The organism is Paenibacillus sp. 2TAB23 (assembly GCF_052115165.1).
Lineage (GTDB): Bacteria > Bacillota > Bacilli > Paenibacillales > Paenibacillaceae > Pristimantibacillus.
Genome location: NZ_JBFRGD010000004.1, coordinates 162474 through 183908 on the forward strand (window position 1 = coordinate 162474; position 21435 = coordinate 183908).

Below are 21435 nucleotides of genomic sequence, written 5' to 3' on the forward strand. Positions count from 1 at the left end.
GGAAATAAAAAAGATTCTCATGACAAGCCGCATGCAGCGACTTATTCATAAGAATCCGTTTTGAACTATATAGCAAATATATGACGGCCGATCTTTAGCGTCTGCTTTCTCGACCAAATCCAATCCGACGTAGCTGTTTCGGGATTGAAATAATACAGAGCGCCGTTTGTTGGATCATAACCCTTCACAGCTTCCTGTGCTGCCTGGTAAGCAAGCTTATTAGGCGTTAGCTTATATTGTCCGTCGTCTACTGCCGTAAACGCCTGTGGCTGCTCAATGACTTCCTTGATGGAATTCGGGAAACTGGAGCTTCCTAACCTGTTCATCACGACCGCACCAACGGCAACCTGTCCCTTGTAAGATTCACCGCGTGCTTCCGCATAAATGATCCTTGCAAGCAAATCAAGCTCAGATTTGTTCACGGATACTTTTTTCAGCGTTTCCCAGGTACGCTTCCCGGCAATGCCATCGGCTGCTAATCCGTATTCCTTCTGGAACCGTTTAAGCGACTGCAGAGTGGTCGTTCCGAAGTAAGTCGTTACGTCTTTATTGAAATATCCGATTGTTTTTAACCGATATTGAAGATCCGGAACATCAGAGCCGGAACTTCCTATCTTCAAGGTAGCCGGCTGAGCAGCATAAGCTGCTTCTAGTGGAGCGCTAAACACCATCATAAAGACGAGAATAAGCGACATACTATATGTGATAAATTTTATGTTCATTGTGTGGAATGAACCTCCCTTTTCATTTGCGCGTGCACGTTCCTTCGCAAATTGGAATAAGTTTGGCAACCTGTCGACTGGCTCGTTCGAGTTTAGCACAGTTACTATGGAAATGTAACCGTGATATCGGAATTACATACATTTACTAATTTACAATCATCCAAAAATCTGAAACGAATCGTTGACATTTCACCTAAGTTGTAACTATAATTGTTACATCAGCGAGCGATCGTCACTATTCTTTTATAAGCTGTCGCAACCATCTCCATTACATTTCAATTTAGTAATAAAAAATGAATCTAAAAGGGGTTATTATGATGAAAATAGCTGTTATTGGCGCTACTGGACGTGCCGGAAGCCGAATTGTAACGGAAGCGAAAAATCGTGGTCATGAAGTTACCGCGATCGTGAGAGATGCAGCTAAACTTTCTAGTGCTGACGGAATTAGTGTTCTTGTAAAAGACGTATTTGAGCTTGGTACCGAACTTAACACATTTGATGCAGTCGTAAATGCTTTCTCTGCCAGGCCAGGTTTTGAGCAACAGCATGTTGAACTGATCAACCATTTGATTAGCATACTTAAGCAAAGCAGCGATACGATCTTGTATAATGTCGGCGGTGCAGGCAGCTTGCTAGTCGATGAGAATGGTACCAGGCTTCTGGATACGCCAAAATTCCCACCATTATTTTACCCGACCGCAAAAGCGCAAAGCGATCAATTGGATGCGCTTCGCGGCGAAAAAGAACTCAAATGGACTTATTTAAGTCCAGCAGCCCTCTTTGAACCAGGTGAAAAAACGGGCAAGGTACAGCTGGGACAAGATCATTTCATAATGAATGAACAGCATCAAAGCAAAATCAGTATGGAGGATTATGCAGCTGTGCTGCTCGATGAAATCGAAAATCCTCAATTTCTCAACCGCAGATTTACAGCGATTAACGTTTAAGCTGCTTCTGCCTCCCTCAGACTGTCCTCTCATCATCTTTGATGATACAGGGCAGTTTTTTTATGCGCTATTCATCAAAGTGTTGTCTTCCTTTTGCTAGAATTGGTACAATTATCATGAGCTAGTTTTCAAGCACTGAAATCAGTTTACATAATATCTATTATGTTATGTTAATCACATGTATAATTTAATACATTAATTATAGGGGCTGGACGAGCATGAATATACTTAAACAAAAGGATCGTCTGGAGCTTGATAAGAAGCTCCCTGCTATGCCATGGTATATAGAGAAATTCATCAGCTATAAGCTACCTGATTTATCACCTTCCTCCTTAGTGGAGTACATACGCGATTATGAGACTTTTCTGAATTGGTTAATGGCCGAAGGATTATCACAAGCTCAACTTATGCGGGATGTAACATTGTTGGAGCTGGAGAAGCTTCATATGGACAGCATAGACGGCTTCCGCATGTACCTCTCCACCTACAAAGCAGAACGAAACAGTAAAACCACAATATCCCGTAAATTGTCCTCCCTTCGATCGTTATTTCATTATTTGAGCCAAATTGCAGAAGACGAGGAATTTTACCCGCTTCTCAAACGAAACGTTATGGCCAAGGTAACGATAAAACGGACGCATAAACCTAAGGATACTGCCGCAAAGCTTGAGGGCAAGCTGCTGCAGGAGGAAGAAATTACGGAATTCATGGCCTATATCAAACAGCATTACGGAATCGAAGTAGCGACAAACAAACAGGCTTTATATGCTTACGAGCTTAATATGACAAGGGACGCCTGTATCATCAGTTTTATCCTGCATTCCGGCTTGCGTGTCTCAGAGCTTGTCAATTTAAACGTGGACGATATTGATTTGAAAAAAAAGCTCTCTTACGTCTATCGCAAAGGTAAAAATGACGATACGTTCAAGACCCCCGTGTACTTCCGACAAGAGGCGGTTGAGGATTTGCAAGCATATTTAACGCTGCGAGACGTACGCTACAAGGCGCCAAAGCGCGAGAAGGCACTGTTTCTGGCTATCGCCAACGGTAGAAATGAAGGCTCCCGCATGACAAAACGCGCCATTCAAGAAATGGTCATTAAGTATGCGAAGCGATTCGGCAAACCTTACTTATCTGTACATAAGCTTAGGCACAGCTTCGCGACCGACTACTATTTGCGCAACGATATATATAAAACACAAGAACAGCTCGGTCATGCTTCACCGGAAACGACGCAGATTTATGCCCATCTTACGGATAAAACGATGGCCAAAGCTATCGATCAAGCAAAAAAAGAGGAAGCGCCGCAGTGATGCGGTGCTTCCTCTTTCACTTTCCTCCATTCGTGTTCGTCTGCAGCATGACTGATTCCTGCATGGACAGCTGGGTAAGGACCAAATTCGCATATAAACCGCCCAGCTTCATTAATTCCAAATGAGAGCCTTGCTCGGCAACCTCTCCATTCTCAATGACAAGAATAAGGTCAGCATCCTTGATCGTCGATAAACGGTGGGCAATGACGAATGCAGTTCTGCCTGCCAATAACTTCTGCAGAGCTTCTTGAATATGCTGTTCCGTCTCCGTATCTACGCTTGAAGTAGCTTCATCAAGAATGAGTATTCTTGGATCGGAGAGCAGAACCCTGCCGAATGCAAGCAATTGCCTTTGTCCAACAGAAAGCTTGGAACCGCGCTCCTCTAACTCTGTTTGATAGCCGTCAGACAGCTTGCTTACGATTCGGTCAAGCCTGACGCTTTCTCCGGCACGAAGCAGCTCCTCATCGCTTGCCTCTTCGTTACCATAACGCATATTGTCTTCCACGGTACCTGCGAATATGAACGAATCCTGCAGTACAATTCCCATCTGCTTCCTTAACGACTCAAGAGTTGCCTGCTTGATATCCATACCGTCTATATGCACCGAGCCTTCGCTCGCATCATAAAACCGCATCAATAAATTAACGATCGTGCTCTTCCCGGCACCGGTTGGACCCACGAGGGCAACACGCTGCCCTGCCTTTACTTCAAATGAAACGTTTTTCAGTACGTCTGGTTTATTCTCCTCGTAACGGAATGATACGTTTTTGAACGATACGTCGCCACGCACTTGAGGCATTTCACGAGCCTTAACCTCATTTTTCACCTCTGGCTCTGTATCCAATATTTCAAAAATTCGCTCCGCGGAAGCCATCGCGGACAGAAGCTGGCTGTACACTTTGGACAACGCGCTTAGCGGTCCCCAGAAGCGCCATAAATAGTTGATGAACGCCATAATAAAACCAAGCGTAATAGCCCCATCTATTACCCGCATTGCACCATACCAAACGACGATGCATGTTCCCAGCATTCCAATCATCTCAACTAAGGGATACACGGTGGATTCCAATGTAATGGCTCGCATAAAAGCTTGCTTGTTACGAAGGTTAATGCCATTAAATCGATCGTTATTCGTCTGTTGGCGAGAAAATGCTTGAATAACGCGAATACCTTGTATCGTCTCGTTCAAATTTCCGTTGATGGCTGACATCGTTGAGCGTGAACGAGACCATGAGCCTTCTATTTTGGGCCTCAGCTTCGATACGATCAGGTACAGCAGCGGCATCATGATAAAGGAGAGCAGCGCAAGCTGCCAATCCATCCAAACGAGGATAATGACGATGCCAAGCAAATGAGTGAATTCCATGACCATTGTAATTAACCCGCCGTTAATCAACTCACCAATGGCATTCGTATCGTTTGTAATTCTGGACATGATCTTTCCGGCCGGTCTTCCGTCAAAAAAACGAAACGACAAGGTTTGCAAATGATTGAACAGCTGCTGGCGCAGATCAAATAATATCCGTTGTCCCGTAAAATTGATCCATCTCGTATGCATCCAGCTTAGGAGCCATCCGATTAGCTTCACGCCAAGCAGCACACCAGCTAATATATGAATAACGGTAAAGTCCTTCATTCCGATCCCTTTGTCGATGAGATAAGCAAGAATGATCGGTTCAGACAGGCTTAATAGCATATTGATAAAAACGACAACAACGACAAGAGTCATTAGTTTGCGATATGGCAGCAAATAGTGCAGCATGCGCTTCATATATTTGCCGTTAAACGGCTTCTCTTCCTGATCCTCGTCAAGGTCCCACTCGGTTTGGCTCATGCTCCCACCTCTTTTCTATTGCTTCGCGAATTGGTTCTGTCTATCGAACAGCTGTCGGAAAAACCCGCTTCCCTCGTTCAACTCCTTATGCGTGCCCTCTTCAATCAATCTCCCGTTCTCTAGAACAAGAATACGGTCCGCGTGCTGAATCGAAGATAAGCGCTGCGCGATAATGAACGTTGTACGTCCTTTCATAACCTCCAGCAGGGCTTCATGGATCGCAGACTCGGTTGCTGTGTCCACGCTTGCCGTTGCTTCGTCCAGTACAAGGATCGGCGGGTTCATCAGTATGGCTCTTGCAAGAGCCACCCGCTGTCTTTGGCCGCCGGATAAGCCCACTCCGCGTTCACCGATGCGTGTATCGTAGCCATTTGGCATACTCTGAATAAAGCTGTGAATTTGCGCTTTCTGAGCGGCATCCTCGATCTGCTCCTGCGTCGCTTCCGGAAATCCGTAAGCGATATTTTCCCTTATTGTCGCCGAGAAAAGGAAGGTTTCTTGCGGCACGATCCCTATGTTCCTGCGCAAGCCGTCCAGCTCATACTCCCTAACGTCAATGCCATCAATTCGTACGCTTCCGCTGGTCACGTCGTAATATCGGGACAGCAGGCCAATTAAGCTGCTTTTTCCTGAACCCGTTGACCCAAGAACGCCAATGACCTCACCCTGCTTCACCTGAAACGAAACCTGATCTAATATCGGTTTATCCAACTCCTTGTTTTGATCTGCGAAATGAAAAACGACATGATCAAAGGCAACATGGCCTGACATATGCGTTGAATCATTCCCATTTGGGGGATTGTCGATATCGACCGGCGTATCAAGCACCTCAAACACGCGCGGGGCAGCCTTAATCGCCTGCTGTAAAATATTGATTTGCCAGCCAAGCATATTAAGCGGCCAAATAATTCCCCATGTGTACCATTGAAACGCCATAAACGTTCCGATTGACATTTCGTCGCGTACTACAAATACAGCACCGATCCAGATCATCAACACAAAAGTAAGGCCGCCATAAAAGTTCATCAACGGAAATGCTTTGGCTTCCAGGCTTGCGCGGTCCATATTGGTCTCAAAGTTTTGCTCATTTCGTTCAGCGAATTTCCGCTGCTCGACAGACTCCGTAGCAAAGGCTTTTACTACACGGATACCGGAAATGTTTTCTTGAAGCGTCGTTGTTAAACGACCCATCTGCTCCCGAATTTTAGACCACGCTGGTCCAACCCGGTGATTGAAACGGAATAAAACAAACAAGATAAACGGAATTGTAATCAAGCTGATAAGCGTGACTTTCCACTGCATCGTCATCATGAAGATGGTCGTACCCACAAATGTAAGCATGCCGGTAATCAAATTCATGGCTCCAAAGCCGACAAAGTTTTTTACCGCTTCGATATCTCCGGTCATTCTGGACATTAGCTGGCCAGTCTGTGCGCGGTCGAAGTATGAAAACGACAGACGCTGCAAATGACCGTAAAGCTCCTTACGAAGCTTGAACACGACATTCTGCCCTACCAGCTCTTGCGAATAGCCTTGAACGAACATCCCTATGCTCTTCAAAGCTTGGATACCGGCGAGCGCGAGCGTGAGACCAATGACGACTGACATGTCGCTCTTTCCGATTCCTTCATCAAAAATCCGACCCAATATCCAAGGTGCTGCCAAATCAAAAAAAGTGGCCAAAATCATGATTGCAATGGCAATGAATACCCATTTGGCATTCGGTCTGACATAAATCATAATTCTTAAAAGCGTTTTCATCAGACAACCCCTCCTTCATTTGGAAACAAAAAAAGATCTCAAGCCAATAATGGCTTGAGATCTCCGTATGACAGTGCGAAGCGGCAATTAGACGAACTACGCTAACACACTATTGAACGAAGGCTGGCCAGCAGGCATGTTTGTTTGACACTTTGGAATAAGTTGCTATTCTGCTCATTAGCGACATTCATCCCAGTCCAAATGTTAAACATACCTTAGCCCCCCTTTAGCTTCCGTATTGATCATAACTTCCTAACCCATCCAAATCTTAACATCGAATTCCTGATTTGTGCAATAGGTCTTGCAAAAAAAATTAAAATCGATCCGACTCAATCGGCATATCCAAATCACTCGCGGAAATACCTTCTTCAACGGCAAACTCAAAATCCTCAATATCGTAAATCTGGACAGGTACTTCCGCTTCGATCAGCTTATCTTGGAACTCAAACTGGTCTGAGAGTAAAGGAACGTTAAACTTCAAGCTCGTCAGCAGCAATTCCGTTTCAATTGGATCAAACAACTCGCCATAATGCGCATTATCAACTGCGTGAACGACCGTAAATTGAATCGAATCATTAAGAAGCAGCGGAGAGCTTTCCCTCCACGGGACCTGCATCGCTTTTTCAATTTTTTTACGGTTGAGCGAATCTTCAAAAAAAGCGATCAGCTCATTAATTTTATTTTTCACATGCCCATCATCGTCAGGATCATCCATAACAGGATCGGCACCATCTCTCATTTCGTACAGCTCGGCAATGGAAGAATAAGGTATGACATATTCGATGGGACGGCTTGGAACTAGAAGATGCCCATACGTTGCCACCAAAACTGCCTCTATTACAAAACGCCTCCGCATGTGATCTCCTCCTATATTCAATCGATTAAACTATCATCATAGCAATTAACTTACTTATTATGAACGCTTCCACATTATTATACAATATTCGCATGCCTGTACAAGATAGCCATTCATCCAAATTTGCACAATATATGTGCGGAGAAGTAAAATGATCGTTAAGCCATCTATTCAATAGAAAGACAGCAAGATTATTTTGGGGAGGGTTCCATCGATGCAATACGAAGACGCCATTATTATCGGAGCAGGCCCTTGTGGATTGGCAGCGGCCATTGAGCTTGGACGCATAGGTTTAAATCCACTTGTCATAGAGAAAAGAAATATCGTTCACTCCATTTCCCAATATCCAACTTACATGCATTTTTTCAGCACACCGGATAAGCTTGAGATCGGCGAGATCCCTTTCACGACCGCCAATGACAAGCCATCTAGGCTTGAAGCGCTGAATTATTACCGGACAGCAGCCCAGCGGAAACAGCTGCGTATTAAAGCTTATGAATCCATTACAGCGATTACACCTGACAAGGATACTTTTAAATTGCATGGAGAAAATCGTTTTGGAGAGAAAACGCTCTATAGCAGCCCCTATGTGATTATCGCGACCGGTTATTTTGATCATCCTAACGAGCTAGGAATTCCAGGTGAACAGCTGGATAAGGTAAGTCATTTCTTTCGAGAATCCCATCCTTACGTGGGGATGAAGGTTGCAATCATTGGCGGCAGCAACTCGGCGATTGATGCAGCTCTTGAGCTCGAGCGTGTTGGAGCTGATGTAACGATCATTTATCGCGGTGAGGACTATTCGAGAAGTATTAAGCCTTGGGTTAAGCCAGGCCTTCAAGCTAAGATTACAAAGGGCTCGATACGCATGCTGTTTCTATCAACGGTTACTGCCATCGACAATCATTCAATTACGGTAAACGGACCTGAAGGCGAAATGAGCATCGACAATGATTTTGTACTTGCGCTGACCGGCTTTCACCCTGATCGCCAGTTTCTGAATGCAGCTGGCGTAACGATGGAGGACGAAGGTTTCCCAACTTTTAATGAAGAAACGATGGAAACCAATATTTCTGGCATTTATTTGGCTGGAGTGGTAGCTTCCCGACACGAAGCAAACGAAATATTTATTGAATCAGGAAGATATCATGGCTGCAAGATTGCTGAACATATCAAAAGCCGCGTCTAGATACCAAAAAAAGGGAATTAGCTATATTCCGGCTAATTCCCCTTTTTGCGTTTCTTAGCGGCTTAACATGGATTGACCGAGCCACTCGCTCTGTTTGTCAACGGGATCATGCAGCGTTAAGGTTCGTGCGTTTCTCCAATACCGGTCAAATCCATATTTGCGCGCCGCGGCTCTTGCACCCATTAATTGAAAGACATCAGATGTAATTTCAAGTGAAACAGACGTTGCTATGACCTTCGCCTGTGAGCCGGCAATCGCTGCACTAGGATATAGATCAGGAACTGTTTGGGCAGCATGCAGCAGCCTAGCCGCGCGCAGCACAAGCTGCCGTGCAGACTCTAACTTAGCATCCATCTCTCCTAATCTGACTTTTATGAGTGAATCCTCTACCACGGGGATGCCAGAACTTATACTTCTGCTTTTCTCCTTCAAATATTGAATGGCCTCCCGCATTGCACCATCAGCGATTCCAACGTATTGCGCGGCAAAATGAATATGAAATTGAGTATTAAAAAATGGCTGTACCCTGCTATATGCAGTAGGATTGCCAATAACCTGTTCATATGGAACAAAAACCTTTAAGGCTTCAACCGTACCGCTGCCCGTCCCACGCTGGCCAATACCATCCCAGTTATCATTAATCGTTATCCCCGGTGCTTCCAAATCTACAATCGGCATTCTAAAACGTTCTTCTTGGCTGCCTGATCCTTCCTCCTCAGAGAGATTAGAGCGCCAAATGGCCCATTTCGAAGCAGGGGAACCCGTTGCAAATATTTTGTTACCCTGGAGAAAATAGCCGCCCTCTGTTGCGGATAGCTCGCTGCTAAGCTTATAGCGGTCCGCATTTGCTTCACTCCCAAAGCTAGCAAACAGCTGATTCTTGTATATAACTTCTCTGAAAAAAAAGTGCTGCTGTTTCCGGCTTCCGAGTGCATGCACCAACTGAACGCCTGTGTTATGCAGTGCAAATACTTGTGAGGCGGAAGAACACCATGCTGCGAGCTCCATTAGCACGAGCGGCAGCAGCGTTACATCCCCGCCATAACCTGCCCCATGCCCACCAGCAGCTTCCGGCACTGCTAAACCAACAAGTCCGGCTGCAATAATCGCTTCCATCGCTTTCTGCGGGTAGCGAGCTTCATGATCCACCAGCCAAGCTGCTGGTCCGATTACCTGCTCTCCTGCTTCACGTGCTTGCATCAACAGCGTCCATTGCCGCTCTGTCAGCTCCGCACGTATCGAAGCATCACGGACATTCTCATAACCGACAAGCCTCTCCGCATACTTCATGAGGTTATGCTTTATCCTTTGCATGATGGTAAGCAGCGCCAGGATGACCTCCACGCAGTCTTGCGCTTCCGAACAGCTTTTCTCGGAAGGTGCCAGCTTCATAATCCCTTTTGAACAAACCGCGTTCCTGCAGAATCGGAATAACCAACTCTATGAAATCGGTATAGGAATCGGGGAGGACATACGGCTCTAAATTAAAACCGTCAACATCAGTAAGGGCAACCACCTCTGCAATACGGTCTGCGACTTCCTCCGGCGAACCGACAATCGTTACACCGCGAAATCCCTTTTCCAAGAAATCGTCACGTACTTCGCCAACCGTCTTTTTGTTCTTCACATGTTTCGTAAATCGATCCGTATGCGTCTGACCCATTTCCGTATGGATATTCTCGAAATAAGAATCCGGATCAAGCTTGGTCAAATCAATTCCAGTTACGGAAGCATAGCTTGCAAGAGTGGCCTCGGCGCTTTGGTAGCTGAGGTACTCCTTATGCTTCCGCTGCGCTTCTTTGCTGGTTGTCGCCGTGATGACTGATAATCCCGTAAATACTTTAACGGAATCCGCGGTTCTGCCGTATTCAACCGCACGCCGCCGAATGTCGGCGATTTGATTGCGCAGCACCTCAAGGGTGGGAGCTTTCAGAAAAACGCCCTCCGCATGCTTTGCGGCAAAGGCACGCCCTCGTTCCGAGCTGCCTGCTTGGAAGATCACCGGCGTGCGCTGCGGCGAAGGCGAGCTGGAGAAGTAGCCTTCCGATTTGAAATATTTGCCTGCGTGCTCAACTCGATGAACTTTATCCGGATCCGTAAATACTCTCTTCTCACGATCGATTTGCAAGGCGTCCTCTTCCCAGCTGCCTTCCCAATACTTATAGCTAACGTCGAGGAACTCATCCGCAATATCATATCGTTCGTCATGCGGAACAAACTCGCTGCGCCCGAACAATGCTGCCGCAGTTGGCGTGCTTGTCGTTACTACATTCCATCCGATGCGGCCTTTTGACAGGTGATCGAGCGTAGCAAACCTTCTAGCGTTTGCGTAGGGTGCTTCATAAGTCGTCGAAGTAGTCATTGCGAAAGAGAGATGTTTGGTAGCTGCTGCTAATGCAGGCAGTAACAGCATCGGATCATTGCCGGGAGGGCCCGAGGCTTCCCGGAAAGCCAGCTCCGCATTTTTGCCTGGAGAGCCGTAAGAATCAGCAAAAAACATAAAATCTATTTTTCCTTTTTCCAATAGTTGAGCAATGCTTATCCAGTAATCCAGGCTATTGAAATGAATGCGGTTTTGCGCAGGATGTGTCCATATCCCTTGTGTCAAATGATTGACGCTGTTCACTTCAAATACGCCTAAATGAATCTGTTTCATAAATGATATCCCCTCTCAAATTCAGACTAAATGACAAGCCACATAATGGGTGGCCGCTACCTGCCGTTTTAGCGGAAGCTCATTGCCGCAGCGTTCAGTCGCAAGCGGGCAGCGCGGATGAAAGGAACAGCCTGTCGGAGGATTCAGCAGAGATGGAATGTCCCCCTCCAGCAATACCCGTTCCCGTTTTGAGCTTGGATCCGGATTCGGAACGGCGGAGAGCAGTGCTCTCGTATAAGGATGTAACGGATTTGCGAACAACTCGTCGGTTGGCGCCTCTTCTACGAGCTTCCCTAAATACATGACGCCGATCCGATCCGATATATGGCGAACGACGCCTAAGTCATGCGCGATAAATAGATACGTAAGCTTGAGATCCTGCTGCAGCTGCTTCATCAGATTTAGTATTTGGGCTTGGATAATGACATCCAAAGCCGAAACCGGCTCATCGCAAATAACCAGCTTCGGCTCAAGAATCAATGCTCGCGCCAATACGACGCGCTGCCTTTGCCCGCCGGACAGCTCATGAGGAAGCCGGTTATAATGATCAGCCTGTAGACCAACGATCTGCAGCATGTCTAACACGCGCGCATAACGATCTTCTTGTGTTCCAATTCGGTGAATGATTAATGGTTCGGTGAGTGCGGAACCGATGGTTTTACGCGGATGCAGCGACGCAAAAGGATCTTGAAATACCATCTGCAGCTGCTTACGGTAAGCTTGGAGAGATTTGCCTGATAAGGCGAACAATTCTTCCCCTTGGTAAACCGCGGATCCTTCCGTGGGCTCGGTCAGTCTGAGCAGCGTCCTTCCCAGCGTGCTTTTGCCGCAACCGGATTCTCCGACGAGACCATAGGTTTCTCCCTCATATAACAGAAAGGAAACATCATCAACTGCCTTCACCTGCTTAGAACGCCATGTTCCCTGCTGCTTCGAGGGATAATACTTGCGAAGACCGCTTACCTTGAGCATAGGCAACGATCGCATTTCAACAACGTGGTCAGTCACGGCTCATGCCTCCTTCCTTACTAGCGCTTCCGAGTGCCAGCAGCGTGCCAAAGTGGTTATGCCGGGCTTTGGCTCCAACCCAGGCAAGTCAGTCTTGCATCGTTCATCCGCAAGCTGACAGCGCGGAGCAAAGCGGCAGCCCTTCGGCAGCTGATGCAGCGCAGGCACAAATCCTCGTACAGCCTCGAGCGGCTTAGAACGATCGCGGTCAATATGAGGAATGGAGTGCAATAAACCTGCTGTATACGGATGTTGGGGATTGCTGAATAACGTTGCGACATCCGCTGTTTCGACGATCTGACCGGCGTACATGACAGCCACTTTGTGACATACCTCGGCAACGACACCAAGATCATGTGTGATCAGAAGCACGCTCATTCCGAGTTCTTTGTTCAGCTTGACCAGTAAATCCATGATTTGCGCTTGTATCGTGACGTCAAGTGCCGTTGTTGGCTCATCGGCAATGAGCAGCTTGGGTTCGCATGCCAAAGCTATCGCAATCATGACGCGTTGTCGCATACCGCCGGAGAGCTGATGCGGATATTCATGCACGCGACGCTCCGGTGAGGGAATCCCTGTCAACTGAAGCAGGCCAACCGCTTCAAGTAAAGCAGCTTTCCTGCTCGTTTTGCGATGCGTGCGTATCGTCTCGGTAATTTGCTCGCCAATCGTCAAGAGCGGATTCAATGAGCTTAACGGATCTTGAAAGATCATGGAGATGTCATTTCCGCGCACGCTTCTCATTTGACGCTGACTCAGCTTGAGCAGGTCAACTCCGTCAAATTTAACTTCACCTGCGTAGCTCGTTAACGATTTCTCATCAAGCAGTCTTAATATGGACTGCGCGGTGACGCTTTTCCCGCAGCCTGACTCTCCTACAATGCCAACGATTTCTCCCGCTGCGATCTTTAGGGAGACGCCATCGACTGCCGTGACTGTGCCAGCTTCAGTATGAAAACTTGTTTTCAATGAATCAATGTCCAGCAAGCTGTCGTTTGCCAACGGACCTGCCTCCTTCAAGATGCTGCATGAGCACGATTTTTTCTTTTTTTGGCACTGTGATTGCGCTTCGTCTTGCCATAAGGATCTAGCATGTCACGGAGGCCATCACCGAACCAATTCATTGCAAGCACCGATATGATTAGGGCAAACCCCGGAAACAAGGTCATCCACCATGAATTGTAAATGAAGGCTTTCCCTTCCGAGAGCAGATTGCCAAGACTCGGCATCGGTGCTGGAATGCCCGCTCCCAGAAAGCTGAGTGCCGCTTCCACGATGATGGATTCCGCGAATACGAAAGAGCCTTGAACAATTAGTGCAGGCAGCGTGCCAGGCATAATGTGCAGCCATACAATCCGCATGCGAGAAGCGCCAATTGCCCGCATCGCCTCAATATAGGTTTGTTCTTTCACGACCAATGCGGACGAGCGGACGATTCGGGCAACGGCCGGAATAAAAACAATGCTCAGGCAAATGATTAAATTAGAAACATTCGGTCCGAGTGCTGCCATCATCGCCATAGCCAATAGCACTGCAGGAAAGGCAAATATTCCGTCCATGATTCGCATCAGAACTTGGTCGAGCCGTCGATAATAAGCGGAGTACAAGCCAATGGCTAAACCGGCGGAGGAGCTGATTATCGCAACCGTTAATCCGACTTGAATCGAAATCCCCATTCCGCTAAGCGTTCTGCTGAATACATCGCGGCCCAAATTGTCCGTACCAAACCAATGCGTGAGACTGGGCGGCTTGAGCCGCTGAATGACATCGACAGCCTGAGGCTCGAAGCGGGCAAGCCACGGCGACAGTAAACTTGCCATTATGAGCAGAAACATTAGCGAGCCGCCAACGACTGCGGTACGGTTCGCAGTAAATCGCCTTACCGGCTTGGATTGCATGATTCTCCTCAAGCGAGCGTCCTGCTTTCTTACACCCCATGCTGTATCTGCCAACATATATTCCTCCTGTTGCCCTATTTATTGCAATCGGATGCGTGGATCAACAACCGCATACATCAAATCCACGATCAGATTTACGGCTACGTAGACGATGGCAATAAAGAGTACCATGCCCTGTATGACGGCATAATCCCTCCGTTCCACAGCGTGTACGAGCATTTGTCCCAAACCAGGTATATTAAAAATAGACTCTATGACAGCCGCGCCAGCGACCAGCGTCCCGAATGAGCCGCCAATGACGGTCAATACGGGGATAAGTGCGTTGCGAAACACATGTTTGTAAATAATTTTATTCGGGCTAAGACCCTTCGACCAAGCCGTTTTCACGAATCCTTCGTTTAAAACCTCGAGCATGGATGCCTTCACGATGCGCGCTGTCAACGAAGACATAACGATCCCTATCGAGAGTGAAGGAAGAAACATGTAGCTTAAGAAATCGCCAAATCCATCCTGCAAGGGTACATAACCTGAAACCGGAAGCCATTTGAGTTTGACCGCAAAGATCAGCACGAAAAACAAGCTAAGCAGAAAGCCAGGAACGGAAATGCCAAGCAATGAATAGGCGTTTAACACTTTATCCGCAGCACCGCCTCGGTTTACGGCTGCCCTTACACCTAGCGGAATAGCAATTACGATCGCAATAAATTGAGCGAAAAGCGCAAGTGACAGCGTCGGTGCCAAATGTTCGGCAATAGCTGCAGACACGGGCTGCTGCAGAAAAAAGGATCTGCCTAAATCTCCTTGAACCGCACTCCATATCCATCGTCCGTATTGTTCTGCTAGCGGATAACCTAGTCCCATCTGCTCTCTCAGCTCTTGTATCGTCGATTCATCAGCGCCGTCACCCAGCATGACTCGCGCGGGATCTCCCGGAATCAAATAAATAATCAAAAAAACGACGATGGACATCACCAGGACAACTGGAATCAAGGCAAGAAGCCGTCTCGATATAAAGATAAGCATTTAAGATTTCAATACTTTCACATTGCCAAGATTCGGATATCCTGCATAAAGAACCAAGCCTTGCAGCTCATCGCGAATGGCATAATACGTGAAGGTGTCTCCGATTTTGGATACCGCCAAATACTCCCAAGCATATTGCTGCAGCGCGTCATTGGCTGCTTTAATCTCTTCGGGTGAAATTGCGGCTGTTGAAGCTTTGAGCAATTCAGCCAGCTTTGCGTCGTCCGCAAAACCGTAGGTAGGGTTAAAATAAAGCAATTGAGACGGTGTCGTCGGTACGGTAAAGCCCCCTACATATAGGTCCCACACGCCTTGATCCGCTCGTTTTGTCAGCATTGTCGCGTAATCGTACGTGTCGACCCTAGTTTTGAATCCGATCTTCTCCAATTGCGATTGCACGACGAGCGTCGCATTGTAAAATTTCCCGCCTAGATCCTTCGTAGTCAGAAAGACAATCTCCCGTCCATCATAGCCTGACTCCTGCAGAAGCTCTTTCGCCTTTTCCGGGTTATTTAGATTATATTGGTCGGCTCCAGCCTCGGAATGCCAAGTAACGTTATCCTTGAACATATAGCTTGAATTCAATTCAAACAGCTCTGGCGTTGAGACAGTGCCCAATAAAATTTCTTCGACGTTTAATGCAGTATTAACAGCCTGGCGATTTGTCAAATTGGAAAACACCGGTGATTTTTTGTTATAAACTACGTTGTAATCACTTGAAATGGACTTGATTACTTCGATGCCCGCTTGGCCCTCAACCTGAGGCAGGTCGTCTAGGCTGATATCCACAAAGCTATATTCGCCAGTGAGAAATGAATTAAACCGTGTAGCGGTATCCGTCACCAGAGAGAAGCGCAGCTTCTCGATCTGCGGCTCCTTTTTCCCAGAGAAGCCGTCCGGCTCACCAGCAACCGATTGATAATCGGCGAAGGTTTCAACATCGATATATTGATCCTTCTTCCATTCCACGAATTTATAAGGGCCTGTCCCGATAAATTCGGTTATGCCTTCCGGTGCGGCACTATCGACAGCTTCTTTTGGCATAATGGCTGCAAAATTAAGTACATGGCTCAGTTGAGCGAGCGTATCATTCTGGGGAGCACTCAATTTTAACGTAACCGTGTAATCGTCAACGACCTCAAATGAAGAGTCTCCGAAGGAATTTTTCGCGCGCGGCGCTTTCTCCTTCCATCGGTTCAATGAAGAGGCGGCATCCTCGGCTTTCATCTCCTTGCCATTATGGAATTTGATGCCTTGTCGCAAATGAAACGTATAAGTTTTTCCGTCGTCGCTAACATCGGTCGATTCCGCAAGCATGGGAACGGGCTCAAGCTTAGCGTTAAAGGCATACAATCCTTCAAAAATGTTAAGAATGACCGCACCGTTGCTTCCGCCTACCGATAGATGCGGATCAAGTGTCGATACCGCTTGTCCTAACGCGTACTTCAGCTCCTTCTCGCCTGCCGCCTCTGCGGTTTGGCTACTCGCTTGCGCATTGCCGTCAGCTGGCTTGTTCGAGTCGGATGCCCCGCTATTGTTAGAGCATCCGTAAACGAACAGCAAGGCGCTAAGCAATAAAATAATGGCTGTTGATTGACGTAATTTTGTCATATGAATCCCCCTTAGTCCAAATCCTCATATATCCGATAGTTTTTATCGGAATAATATTTAACCATCATAAACGATTGACAATGAAATGTACATTGCAACGTTTTAATAAGTCAATTTACTTTTTTTAATAATCAACAATTGTTAGCTCTTCGTTGTCAGAAGCTTATCTGCCACCTGCAGGAATAATTTGACTCCGGTCAACAACGATGATTCGTCAATTGTGAATTTGGGATGGTGATGAGGAAAAATGATGCCCTCTGCTTCGTTTCCAGCTCCGATGTTGACGAAAGTTCCCCGCACCCGCTGCTGGTACGCAGAGAAGTCTTCTCCTCCCATACCTGGCGGTGTTGCGATGACGAGATCTGCCCCAACCACCTCAACCGCTGCTTCGTGCACCAGATTCGTCAGCCATTCATCATTAATGACAGGCTCGTAGCCATACACGAAGTTAACCTCCACCGTGGCGCCATATAAGGCAGCAATTCCCTCTGACATTTTACGAATGATCTCCGGCACCTCTTGGCGCACAGAAGGTTTAAAGCTCCGAACCGTTCCTTTCAGCGTAGCAGAATGAGGGATTACATTATGGGACGAACCCGCTGTGAACTGCGTGACGGAAACGACCAGCCGCTCCAGCGGATCGGTTAATCTGGACACGATGTGCTGCAAATGACCGACTAGCTGTGTGCCGACTGTAATGACATCGACTGCTCTATGCGGATATCCCGCATGTCCGCCATAACCTTTAATGACAATTGTAAAATTATCAGGCGAAGCCATCATCTCGCCATGCCTGATTCCAATTTGCCCAACCGGCAGCAACGATGCCAAATGGACACCGAACACATAGTCGACTCCATCCATTACACCAGCTTCGACCAGCTCAATGGCGCCTCCAGGCGGAAGCTCCTCAGCATGCTGGAATATAAAACGGATTTCTCCCCGCAAATAGTCCCGCTTCTCAGTCAGTAATTTAGCTGCAGCGAGAAGCATCGCCGTATGGCCGTCGTGTCCACAGGCGTGCATGACTCCTGGCGTACTGGATACAAAGTCGAATGTATTCTCCTCATGAATCGGAAGAGCATCCATATCCGCGCGAAATGCGATAACCGGTCCTAACTGATCGCCTTTAAGTACGGCTACAACGCTTGTTGGCGTAGGCCTGCTAATCGTAAGCCCTTCCATCTCCCGCAATGTATTCTCAACAAAGGCAGCTGTTTCATGCTCGTGAAACGACAGCTCTGGATGCTGATGCAAATATCTCCTCCAAGCAATGACCTGATCCTCAACCCAGTCCGGCAGCTGCTCGAATGCGAAACGCTTATCAATCATATGGAGAACCTCCTTAACCTGAATTAGTTATGATCGAACGCTTGCTGCGCATTAACGCGATGTGCGAGAGCGGATCCGGCTTTGAGCGCCGTCGCGACCAATATCGTCTCTGAAAGCTCTTCAAGCGTCGTTCCCGCTTCTTTGGCTTGTTTTGCGAATATTTCGATGCTGTACGCATTCCCGGTAATATGTGCCGAAGCGAGTGCGATGAGAATTTTTTCTTTCCCAGTAAGCAGGCCAGGCTGGAGGGCACTGTGTACAAATCCGGTAAAGGAAGTGTATTGCGCTTCATTCAGCTTCTCTATATCCTCTATTTTCTCAAGGTTGCTGCGTGCGAATAAGTCTTCCTCTGCGCCAGTGCTGTGATAGGCATTCAAAGCGTTAATCGCATTGTAGAATACGGAATGCGCATTTACCGCAGTTGCTACAACAATTGATTCTACCAATTCCTCAAGGGACGCATTCTGATCCTTTGCTTTGGTCACATGGGCTTCTATGCAATATGGGCAGCCGGTAATATGGGCGACCGCTACAGCAATCAGTTCTTTTGTTTTTACAGTGAGCTTCCCGGCAGCCAGCGCCTGCTTATTGAATTCTCCGAATGCCTTGAAAGCTTCTGGCGCATACGCAAACAGCTTGGCGGAATACGCTTGATTATGGCGGACATACAAACTTTCGTTAGACATTTTTAAAAAACCTCCACGTTTTATTGGAATACCAAGTATTCCTCTTTCAATAGTTATGAAACTTCTGTTATCATAATAGATATTAGCCTCGTTGTATAATTGAAAATAGTAAACCGGCAGATTATGTTTATTAAAGAGACGGAGGGCACCTGAGTGGAAATAYGCCTAATCAAAGCATTTCAGACCATCGTGAAATTGGGCAGCTTTCAGCGCGCAGCGGAAGCCCTGCAATATTCGCAGCCTACCATTACCATCCAAATAAAAAAACTCGAAGAGGAACTCGGCGTTCGATTGTTCGAGAGAGGCAAAACAATTACGTTGACCAATGCGGGGCGTTTGTTTCTTGAACGTGCTGATTCCTTGCTTCAGGAATACGATGTGCTTAACAACACATTGAGCGATTTTATAAACGGTGATGCGGGAAGCGTACGGTTAGGCGCTACGGAGCCCTCGGCAAGCAATCGGCTGCCCGCCATTCTAGCGGAATACGCACTTGCCAAACCTAAGGTACAAGTCAATGTTTCAATCGGCTCCACTCGCGATATGATTAGAATGCTGCTGGAGGATCAGATTGATTTTGCATTATGCAATCAGCCAGAGCCTCATATCGAGCTTGCATTCGATTCGCTTCTCCGAGAAACGTTTACTTTGCTGCTTCCTGCCCATCATCCGCTCGCGAATAAAGAGGAGATCCGTCTGCAGGATCTCAAAAACGAAAAAATGCTATTTACGCCCGGGACATGCCCTTTCCGTATCCGTATCGAAGAGATGATTACCAGTCAGATTGGTCAATTGCGCCACGCAGGCATGGAAGTTACCGGAATCAACGCGATCAAATATTTCGTGCAAGCCGGCATGGGCATTGCGCTATCTCCAGAGGTCGCGGTTACGCCGCCAATACCCGGCACGGTCGTCAAAACAGTCAAGGATTTGCTCAGCGGACCTCCGCTTGGCTTACTGACAAAGCGGAACATTGATGCACAGAGCCGAATCTCACTCGATTTGAAGGATGAAATAAAACGCCGTCTATACGTTGGGGTTTAAACACCTATTACTATCCGTGCGATTACATTTATTAAATTTATCTATTACATTTATCAATTATACAAGGCTGTTATTTTCCGATATGATCTGAACACTACGCTGTAACAAAAGCCAACAGTTCAGGAGTGGTAGATAATGAAAAAGATTCATATCGGCATCTTTGATATTCAAACCCCTAACCAAATGACCCAAGGCGCCTGGGCACACCCAGAGAACCAATCGACGCGTTATAAAGATCTTTCGTTCTGGATCGAGATTGCACAGCTATGCGAACGCGGATTGTTCGATTTTATTTTTTTCGCGGATTCCTATGGTTATCCTACGAATAAGCATGAGCTTGCCTACCGTGAAGCCGTTTATACGCCTGTGCTTGATCCAATGTTAAGCATCTCTGCCCTCTCGGCCGTCACAAAGCATCTTGCTTTCATTTCTACGGCTTCACCTACCTATGAGGCGCCTTATGCGAATGCTCGTCGCTTCTCCACGCTCGATCATTTGACTAATGGGCGAATCGGCTGGAATGTAGTGGCTGCCGGCGGGAATGCGGGAGCGGCATGCTTCGGAAGGGATGCGACTCTCTCGCATGATGAGCGGTATGATCAAGCCGAGGAATTTCTTGAAATTAGCTACCGACTTTTCGAAGAAAGCTGGGAGGACGAGGCTGTTCTTGCCAATCGCGAGCAACGCCGTTACGCCGATTATTCCAAGGTAAAGCTTATTTCACATGAAGGGAAATATTTCAACGTTACGGCTTCCCATGCCTGTGAGCCTTCCATACAGCGTACCCCTGTTCTTTTCCAAGCTGGAAGCTCTGATCGGGGACGGGATTTTGCCGCTAAGCATGCGGAAGGCGTATTTCTCAAAGCGCCTACCATGGATGCGTTGAAAAAGCAGGTTGAGGATATACGCCGCCGTGCTGTGAGTTATGGCCGCCAAGCGGATGACATTAAGATATTTACAGGCTTATCAGCCATTGTCGGCGAGACAACCGAGCAAGCTATCGAGAAGCTAGAGTCTTTCAAAGCTTATAGAAGCCGGGAAGCTGCACTGCTTACCTACGAGAATGCTACTGGGATCGATCTAACTGCGCTCGATCCGGAGTCCGCTTTTGGAGACTTCAATTCCGAGCAGGGGCGTACACACACTGAGCGTTTTACGAAGCATCAAGAAAAAACGTTGACCGTTCGGGAAGTAGCGGATCAATTCGCGGAGAAGGAATTTCGCGGAATAACATTATGCGGCGATGCGGCCACAATTGTCGACCAGATGCAGCAATGGGTTGAGCACACGGGCATTGATGGGTTTAATCTTGAACGGTACCTATTGCCTGGAACCATTACAGATTTCGTTGACTACGTCGTGCCTGAGCTGCAGCGGAGAAGCATGTTTCGTACGGCGTATGAGGAAGAAAGCTTGCGCGAGCGTTTGTTCGGTGCTGGGAAAACCAAATTGCCACACACGCATCCAGGTGCCCATTTCCGAAAGAAAGACAGCGAGTAAACATTTTTTCCATCTCCCCATAAAAAAAGCGAACCAGCTGTCGTTGCTGGTT

The 21435-nt window shown here is 47.2% G+C and carries 18 protein-coding genes; 5 read left to right on the plus strand and 13 right to left on the minus strand.

What is annotated here, in order from left to right:
- Positions 1 to 65: 65 nt before the first annotated feature.
- The gene (locus AB4Z29_RS08105) at positions 66 to 722 is read right to left on the minus strand and encodes a cell wall hydrolase (RefSeq protein WP_441942562.1); all 657 of its coding nucleotides are present in this window, start codon (positions 720 to 722) and stop codon (positions 66 to 68) included.
- Between the two features lie 317 nt (positions 723 to 1039).
- On the opposite strand from AB4Z29_RS08105, the gene AB4Z29_RS08110 reads away from it, so the two are divergent.
- Both AB4Z29_RS08110 and xerS read left to right on the plus strand, forming a co-directional pair.
- Positions 1040 to 1669, plus strand: a complete 630-nt coding sequence (locus tag AB4Z29_RS08110; RefSeq protein WP_441942811.1) for an NAD(P)-dependent oxidoreductase — start codon at positions 1040 to 1042, stop codon at positions 1667 to 1669.
- Between the two features lie 218 nt (positions 1670 to 1887).
- Positions 1888 to 2982 carry a tyrosine recombinase XerS gene (gene xerS / locus AB4Z29_RS08115; protein WP_441942563.1) on the plus strand — a complete coding sequence of 365 codons (1095 nt, stop codon included), beginning with the start codon at positions 1888 to 1890 and terminating at the stop codon, positions 2980 to 2982.
- A 16-nt stretch (positions 2983 to 2998) separates the two neighbouring features.
- Here xerS and AB4Z29_RS08120 read toward each other — a convergent pair whose 3' ends face one another.
- The 3 genes from AB4Z29_RS08120 to AB4Z29_RS08130 all read right to left on the minus strand — a co-directional run bounded on the left by AB4Z29_RS08120 (position 2999) and on the right by AB4Z29_RS08130 (position 7436).
- Positions 2999 to 4819: an ABC transporter ATP-binding protein gene (locus AB4Z29_RS08120; RefSeq protein ID WP_441942564.1), complete on the minus strand. Its 1821-nt coding sequence runs from the start codon at positions 4817 to 4819 to the stop codon at positions 2999 to 3001.
- 15 nt (positions 4820 to 4834) lie between these two features.
- Positions 4835 to 6580, minus strand: a complete 1746-nt coding sequence (locus AB4Z29_RS08125; protein ID WP_441942565.1) for an ABC transporter ATP-binding protein — start codon at positions 6578 to 6580, stop codon at positions 4835 to 4837.
- Between the two features lie 313 nt (positions 6581 to 6893).
- Positions 6894 to 7436 (minus strand): ADP-heptose synthase, encoded by a 543-nt coding sequence (locus tag AB4Z29_RS08130; RefSeq protein ID WP_441942566.1) that lies wholly within the window; start codon positions 7434 to 7436, stop codon positions 6894 to 6896.
- Between the two features lie 214 nt (positions 7437 to 7650).
- On the opposite strand from AB4Z29_RS08130, the gene AB4Z29_RS08135 reads away from it, so the two are divergent.
- A complete protein-coding gene (locus tag AB4Z29_RS08135) occupies positions 7651 to 8625 on the plus strand; it encodes a YpdA family putative bacillithiol disulfide reductase (RefSeq protein WP_441942567.1) in 975 nt (324 codons plus the stop codon).
- Between the two features lie 54 nt (positions 8626 to 8679).
- On the opposite strand, the gene AB4Z29_RS08140 is transcribed toward AB4Z29_RS08135, so the two are convergent.
- From AB4Z29_RS08140 to AB4Z29_RS08180, 9 genes are all read right to left on the minus strand, one after another.
- Positions 8680 to 9939, minus strand: coding sequence for an acyl-CoA dehydrogenase family protein (locus tag AB4Z29_RS08140; protein WP_441942568.1), 1260 nt, complete (start codon positions 9937 to 9939; stop codon positions 8680 to 8682).
- The gene (locus tag AB4Z29_RS08145; RefSeq protein ID WP_441942569.1) at positions 9920 to 11281 is read right to left on the minus strand and encodes an LLM class flavin-dependent oxidoreductase; all 1362 of its coding nucleotides are present in this window, start codon (positions 11279 to 11281) and stop codon (positions 9920 to 9922) included. Before AB4Z29_RS08145 ends, AB4Z29_RS08140 begins: the two co-directional genes overlap by 20 nt.
- Before the next feature lie 21 nt (positions 11282 to 11302).
- On the minus strand, positions 11303 to 12268 hold the full coding sequence (locus tag AB4Z29_RS08150; RefSeq protein ID WP_441942812.1) for an ABC transporter ATP-binding protein: 966 nt from the start codon (positions 12266 to 12268) through the stop codon (positions 11303 to 11305).
- Positions 12269 to 12292: 24 nt separating this feature from the next.
- A complete protein-coding gene (locus tag AB4Z29_RS08155; RefSeq protein WP_441942570.1) occupies positions 12293 to 13291 on the minus strand; it encodes an ABC transporter ATP-binding protein in 999 nt (332 codons plus the stop codon).
- A 14-nt stretch (positions 13292 to 13305) separates the two neighbouring features.
- Positions 13306 to 14244, minus strand: a complete 939-nt coding sequence (locus AB4Z29_RS08160) for an ABC transporter permease (protein ID WP_441942571.1) — start codon at positions 14242 to 14244, stop codon at positions 13306 to 13308.
- Positions 14245 to 14265: 21 nt separating this feature from the next.
- Positions 14266 to 15210 (minus strand): ABC transporter permease, encoded by a 945-nt coding sequence (locus AB4Z29_RS08165; RefSeq protein ID WP_441942572.1) that lies wholly within the window; start codon positions 15208 to 15210, stop codon positions 14266 to 14268.
- Positions 15211 to 16821, minus strand: coding sequence for an ABC transporter substrate-binding protein (locus AB4Z29_RS08170; protein ID WP_441942573.1), 1611 nt, complete (start codon positions 16819 to 16821; stop codon positions 15211 to 15213).
- Positions 16822 to 16962: 141 nt separating this feature from the next.
- Positions 16963 to 18153, minus strand: a complete 1191-nt coding sequence (locus tag AB4Z29_RS08175; RefSeq protein WP_441942574.1) for an amidohydrolase — start codon at positions 18151 to 18153, stop codon at positions 16963 to 16965.
- Between the two features lie 23 nt (positions 18154 to 18176).
- Positions 18177 to 18839 (minus strand): carboxymuconolactone decarboxylase family protein, encoded by a 663-nt coding sequence (locus tag AB4Z29_RS08180; protein WP_441942575.1) that lies wholly within the window; start codon positions 18837 to 18839, stop codon positions 18177 to 18179.
- Positions 18840 to 18992: 153 nt separating this feature from the next.
- On the opposite strand from AB4Z29_RS08180, the gene AB4Z29_RS08185 reads away from it, so the two are divergent.
- Together AB4Z29_RS08185 and AB4Z29_RS08190 are read left to right on the plus strand one after the other, a co-directional pair.
- Complete coding sequence (locus AB4Z29_RS08185; protein ID WP_441942576.1) at positions 18993 to 19883, plus strand: LysR family transcriptional regulator; 891 nt, start codon at positions 18993 to 18995, stop codon at positions 19881 to 19883.
- A 135-nt stretch (positions 19884 to 20018) separates the two neighbouring features.
- A complete protein-coding gene (locus tag AB4Z29_RS08190) occupies positions 20019 to 21383 on the plus strand; it encodes an NtaA/DmoA family FMN-dependent monooxygenase (protein WP_441942577.1) in 1365 nt (454 codons plus the stop codon).
- Positions 21384 to 21435: the final 52 nt, after the last annotated feature.